The following is a 5,379-nucleotide window of genomic DNA, read 5'->3' on the forward strand; positions in this document are numbered from 1 at the left end:
CCCCATCCTGGGGCGCAGCGCTTGACGGCCATCCATGGCCGTCACCTCCCTACGCAAGAACTCCGCTCGGCCTCCTGAAGTCGCAATTGGCGGCGCCTGGACTATCGCGCGCTTAGAAGCAAGAGCGAGAGCGAGAGCGAGAAGTTCGAAGTTAGTTGTTTGACTTTTAGATATGTATTGACCACCCCGCGATATGATCGAGAGATTAATTAAAATTTCAACTAGCGACAGCTGCGCCAGCCCAGGCGCCGCCCGTATCTTGCGCGACTTCAGGAGGCCGAGCGCAGGCCTTGCGGAGGGAGGCGACGGCCATGGATGGCCGTCGAGCACTGCGGGCCATGGATGGCCCGTCAGTGCGGTCCTCCCGGGAGCAAGGCCGGAGCGAGGGAACCCCGGAGCGAAGCGCAGGGGCCGGATGAACGAGCGCGCGGTTTTGCTTACTTTTGCCAAGACAAAAGTAAGTCGCCGCAAGGCGAAACAGCGATATCAGCGTCGCCGCTGAAAAAGAATCCGAACAAACCCCTCAAAACAACCAACAACCAACAACCAACAACCAACAACCAACAACCAACAACCAACAACCAATCTAACACCAATAAAAAAACCCGCATCACTCACGCAACACGGGCTCTTCAAAAACCAAACTCAAACCACCCAGATCACCGCTCCAGCAGAATCCGCAACATCCGCCGCAGCGGCTCCGCAGCCCCCCACAGCAGCTGGTCGCCAACGGTGAAGGCCCCAAGGTACTGCGACCCCATGTTCAGCTTGCGCAAACGCCCGACCGGCACGTTCAGGGTCCCGGTCACCTGGGTAGGGCTCAGCTCCTGCATGCTGATCTCCCGCTGGTTAGGCACCAATTTCACCCAGGGATTGTGCTGGCTGATCATGCCTTCGATGTCCGCCAGAGGCACATCCTTGTTCAGCTTGATGGTCAGCGCCTGGCTGTGGCAACGCATCGCGCCGATCCGCACGCAGATACCGTCGACCGGAATCGGGCTCTTGAAGCGCCCCAGGATCTTGTTGGTCTCGGCCTGGGCCTTCCACTCTTCACGGCTCTGCCCGTTCGGCAGCTCCTTGTCGATCCAGGGGATCAGGCTGCCAGCCAGCGGCACGCCAAAGTTGTCGGTCGGGAAGCCCTCGCCACGCATGGCTTCGGCCACCTTGCGATCGATGTCGAGGATCGCGCTGGCCGGGTTGGCCAAGTCGTCGGCGACCGCCGCATGGATACCGCCCATCTGCTTGATCAGCTCACGCATATTCTGCGCGCCGGCGCCCGAGGCCGCCTGGTAGGTCATGGCGCTCATCCACTCGACCAGGCCAGCCTCGAACAGGCCGCCCAGGCCCATCAGCATCAGGCTGACGGTGCAGTTGCCGCCGATGTAGTTCTTGGTGCCCGCGTCCAACTGCTGGTCGATGACCTTGCGGTTGACCGGGTCGAGGATGATCACCGCGTCGTCCTGCATGCGCAGGGACGAGGCCGCGTCGATCCAGTAGCCCTGCCAGCCGGCTTCGCGCAGCTTGGGGAAGACTTCGTTGGTGTAGTCGCCGCCCTGGCAGGTCAGGATCACGTCGAGGGTCTTGAGCTCGTCGATGCTGTAGGCGTCCTTGAGCGGGCCAGTGTCCTTGCCCACGTTCGGGCCCTGGCCACCGACGTTGGAGGTGGTGAAGAACACAGGCTCGATCAGGTCGAAGTCCTGCTCTTCGAGCATCCGCTGCATGAGCACGGAACCGACCATTCCACGCCAACCGATCAGACCTACACGTTTCATCGCAACTACACCTTTGCTAAAAGTGGGCCGCCACCGGGAGTTTTTGGTGGCGGGCCAGAGAGATTACAGATTCCGCAGCGCTGCGACTACTGCGTCGCCCATTTCCTGCGTACCCACCTTGCGGCAGCCCTCGGAGAAGATGTCGCCGGTGCGCAGGCCCTGGTCCAGCACCCGGCTCACCGCCTGCTCGATCGCCTCGGCGGCGGCCGTCTGGTTGAAGCTGTAGCGCAGCATCATCGACACCGAGAGAATGGTCGCCAACGGGTTGGCGATGCCCTGCCCGGCGATGTCCGGCGCCGAACCGTGGCACGGCTCGTACATGCCCTTGTTGTCGGCATCCAGCGACGCCGACGGCAGCATGCCGATGGAGCCGGTGAGCATGGAAGCCTCATCCGACAGGATGTCGCCGAACATGTTGTCGGTCACCACCACGTCGAACTGCTTGGGCGCGCGCACCAGTTGCATGGCGGCGTTGTCCACGTACATGTGGCTCAACTCGACGTCCGGGTAGTCCTTGGCCACCTCTTCGACCACTTCGCGCCACAACTGGCTGGACGCCAGGACGTTGGCCTTGTCCACCGAGCACAGCTTCTTGCCGCGCACGCGGGCCATGTCGAAGCCGACACGGGCAATACGGCGCACTTCGCTCTCGCTGTAGGGCAGGGTGTCGTAGGCCTGGCGCTCGCCGCCTTGCAGCTCGCGCTGGCCGCGTGGCGCGCCAAAATAGATGCCGCCGGTCAGCTCGCGGACGATGAGGATGTCCAGCCCGGAAACGATCTCGGGCTTGAGCGACGAGGCATCGGCCAACTGCGGATAGAGGATGGCCGGGCGCAGGTTGGCGAACAGGCCCAGTTGCGAACGGATCTTCAGCAGGCCGCGCTCCGGACGGATGTCACGCTCGATCTTGTCCCACTTCGGACCGCCCACGGCGCCCAGCAGCACGGCGTCGGCCTGGCGCGCGCGCGCCAGGGTCTCGTCGGCCAGCGGCACGCCGTGCTTGTCGATGGCCGCGCCACCGATCACGTCGTGGGTGAGGCTCAAGCCGAGCTGGAACTTGTCGTTGGCCAGTTCCAGCACCTTGACCGCCTCGGCCATGATTTCCGGGCCGATGCCATCACCTGGGAGAATCAGAATCTGCTTGCTCATGCGTTCCTCTATCCAATCAAGCGGCGCGCCTCGCAGGCGCGCCGAAGTACTTCAGTGTCCAATGCCCCTTTGCGCGGGGCAAGCAGTCAATCACGCGTCGCGGAACAACCACGGCTGGCTGGCGCGGTGCTTGCCCTCGAACGCCTTGATCGCGTCGCTGTCCTGCAGGGTCAGGCCGATATCGTCCAGGCCGTTGAGCAGGCAGTGCTTGCGGAACGCGTCGATCTCGAACTTCAGTACCTTGCCGTCCGGGCGGGTCACGGCCTGGGCCTCGAGGTCGATGGTCAGCTGGTAACCCGGGTTGGCCTCGACCTGCTGGAACAGCTCGTCGACCTCGGCAGCGTCGAGAATGATCGGCAACAGGCCGTTCTTGAAGCTGTTGTTGAAGAAGATGTCGGCGAAGCTCGGCGCGATCACGCTGCGAAAACCGTACTCGTCGAGCGCCCACGGGGCGTGCTCTCGGCTCGAGCCGCAGCCGAAGTTCTCCCGCGCCAGCAACACGCTGGCGCCCTGGTAACGCGCATGATTGAGCACGAAATCCTGGTTCAACGGGCGCTTGCTGTTGTCCTGGTAAGGCTGGCCGACATCCAGGTAGCGCCACTCGTCGAACAGGTTGGGGCCGAAGCCGGTGCGCTTGATCGACTTGAGGAACTGCTTGGGAATGATCTGGTCGGTGTCGACGTTGGCACGATCCAATGGCGCGACAAGACCGGTGTGCTGGGTAAAGGCTTTCATGCTGCGCTCCCTTGGATCAACTCGCGGACATCGATGAAGTGGCCGGTCACCGCGGCGGCGGCGGCCATGGCCGGGCTGACCAGGTGGGTACGGCCACCGGCGCCCTGGCGGCCTTCGAAGTTGCGGTTGGAGGTGGACGCGCAGTGCTCGCCGCTCTCCAGGCGGTCCGGGTTCATCGCCAGGCACATCGAGCAGCCCGGTTCACGCCACTCGAAACCGGCCTCGAGGAAGATCTTGTCCAGCCCTTCGCGCTCGGCCTGGGCCTTGACCAGGCCCGAGCCCGGCACTACCAGTGCCTGCTTGACGTTGGCGGCAACCTTGCGGCCCTTGGCGATCTCGGCGGCGGCGCGCAGGTCTTCGATGCGCGAGTTGGTGCACGAGCCGATGAACACGCGGTCAAGCTTGATCTCGGTGATCGCCTGATTGGCGGCCAGGCCCATGTACTTGAGGGCGCGCTCGATCGAGCCGCGCTTGATCAGGTCGGGCTCGGCGGCCGGGTCCGGCACGCGCTGGTCGACGGCCAGAACCATCTCCGGCGATGTACCCCAGCTGACCTGCGGCTTGATCTGCGCGGCGTCGAGCTCGACCACCGTGTCGAACACGGCGTCGGCGTCGGACACCAGGCCTTTCCAGGCCTCGACGGCCTGCGTCCACTGCTCGCCCTTAGGCGCGTACGGACGGCCTTCGACATAGGCGATCGTGGTGCCGTCGACAGCCACCAGGCCTACCCGGGCACCGGCTTCGATGGACATGTTGCAGATGGTCATGCGGCCTTCCATCGACAGCTCGCGGATGGCGCTGCCGGCGAACTCCATGGCGTGGCCGTTGCCGCCGGCGGTGCCGATCTTGCCGATCACGGCGAGGACGATGTCCTTGGCGGTGACGCCGGCGGGCAATTCACCCTCGACGCGCACCAACATGTTCTTCATTTTCTTGGCCACCAGGCACTGGGTGGCGAGCACATGCTCGACCTCGGAGGTGCCGATGCCATGGGCCAGGGCGCCGAACGCGCCGTGGGTGGAGGTGTGCGAGTCGCCGCAGACCACGGTCATGCCCGGCAAGGTCGCGCCCTGCTCCGGGCTGATGACATGGACGATACCCTGACGCTCGTCATTCATCTTGAATTCGACGATGCCATATTCGTCACAGTTCTCATCGAGGGTCTGCACCTGAAGGCGCGACACCTGGTCGACGATGGCCTCGATACCGCCCTTGCGCTCCGGCGTGGTCGGCACGTTGTGGTCGGGTGTGGCGATATTGGCGTCGATGCGCCAGGGTTTGCGGCTGGCCAGGCGCAGGCCTTCGAAAGCCTGGGGCGAAGTCACTTCATGGATGATGTGGCGGTCGATGTAGATCAAGGAGGAGCCGTCATCGCGGCGCTTGACCTCATGAGCTTCCCAGAGTTTGTCGTAGAGCGTTTTGCCAGCCATCAGACTGTTCCTCATCAGCGTCTTTCTATGCCAAAGACCCCTTGGCTTGTACGGACGATGCTATGGCGATAGATTGAATAACTCAAATTCATAATTTTTATACTTTGCATAACTATTGGGAATTCAAATAGATGGACCTGGCCAACCTCAGCGCTTTCATCGCCATCGCCGAAACCGGTAGTTTTTCCGGGGCGGGCGAACGCCTGCACCTGACCCAGCCGGCCATCAGCAAGCGCATAGCCGGCCTCGAGCAGCAACTGGACGTGCGCCTGTTCGACCGCCTGGGCCGCGAGGTC

Annotated in this window: 5 protein-coding genes; 1 reads left to right on the forward strand and 4 read right to left on the reverse strand. The window is 63.2% G+C overall.

Going from position 1 to position 5,379, the window contains the following annotated elements; genetic code table 11:
- Positions 1-659 precede the first annotated feature (659 nt).
- The 4 genes from asd to leuC all read right to left on the reverse strand — a co-directional run bounded on the left by asd (position 660) and on the right by leuC (position 5,083).
- A complete protein-coding gene (gene asd, locus CC207_RS14920) occupies positions 660-1,772 on the reverse strand; it encodes an aspartate-semialdehyde dehydrogenase (protein WP_028690434.1) in 1,113 nt (370 codons plus the stop codon).
- 63 nt (positions 1,773-1,835) lie between these two features.
- Positions 1,836-2,918 (reverse strand): 3-isopropylmalate dehydrogenase, encoded by a 1,083-nt coding sequence (gene leuB / locus CC207_RS14925; protein ID WP_069017540.1) that lies wholly within the window; start codon positions 2,916-2,918, stop codon positions 1,836-1,838.
- 90 nt (positions 2,919-3,008) lie between these two features.
- Positions 3,009-3,653, reverse strand: coding sequence for a 3-isopropylmalate dehydratase small subunit (gene leuD / locus CC207_RS14930; protein ID WP_028690432.1), 645 nt, complete (start codon positions 3,651-3,653; stop codon positions 3,009-3,011).
- Positions 3,650-5,083, reverse strand: a complete 1,434-nt coding sequence (leuC, locus tag CC207_RS14935) for a 3-isopropylmalate dehydratase large subunit (protein WP_028690431.1) — start codon at positions 5,081-5,083, stop codon at positions 3,650-3,652. Before leuC ends, leuD begins: the two co-directional genes overlap by 4 nt.
- A 131-nt stretch (positions 5,084-5,214) precedes the next feature.
- Here leuC and CC207_RS27650 point away from each other — a divergent pair.
- On the forward strand, positions 5,215-5,379 hold a 165-nt coding region (locus CC207_RS27650), incomplete at its 3' end, for a LysR family transcriptional regulator (protein ID WP_256582095.1).

The organism is Pseudomonas sp. DrBHI1 (assembly GCF_002205115.1).
GTDB lineage: Bacteria > Pseudomonadota > Gammaproteobacteria > Pseudomonadales > Pseudomonadaceae > Aquipseudomonas > Aquipseudomonas mosselii.

Bases quoted from the DNA above. Each gene is read 5' to 3' on its own strand.
- leuC (WP_028690431.1), bottom strand. From the start codon at position 5,083: ATGGCTGGCAAAACGCTCTACGACAAACTCTGGGAAGCTCATGAGGTC.
- leuB (WP_069017540.1), bottom strand. From the start codon at position 2,918: ATGAGCAAGCAGATTCTGATTCTCCCAGGTGATGGCATCGGCCCGGAA.
- leuD (WP_028690432.1), bottom strand. From the start codon at position 3,653: ATGAAAGCCTTTACCCAGCACACCGGTCTTGTCGCGCCATTGGATCGT.
- asd (WP_028690434.1), bottom strand. From the start codon at position 1,772: ATGAAACGTGTAGGTCTGATCGGTTGGCGTGGAATGGTCGGTTCCGTG.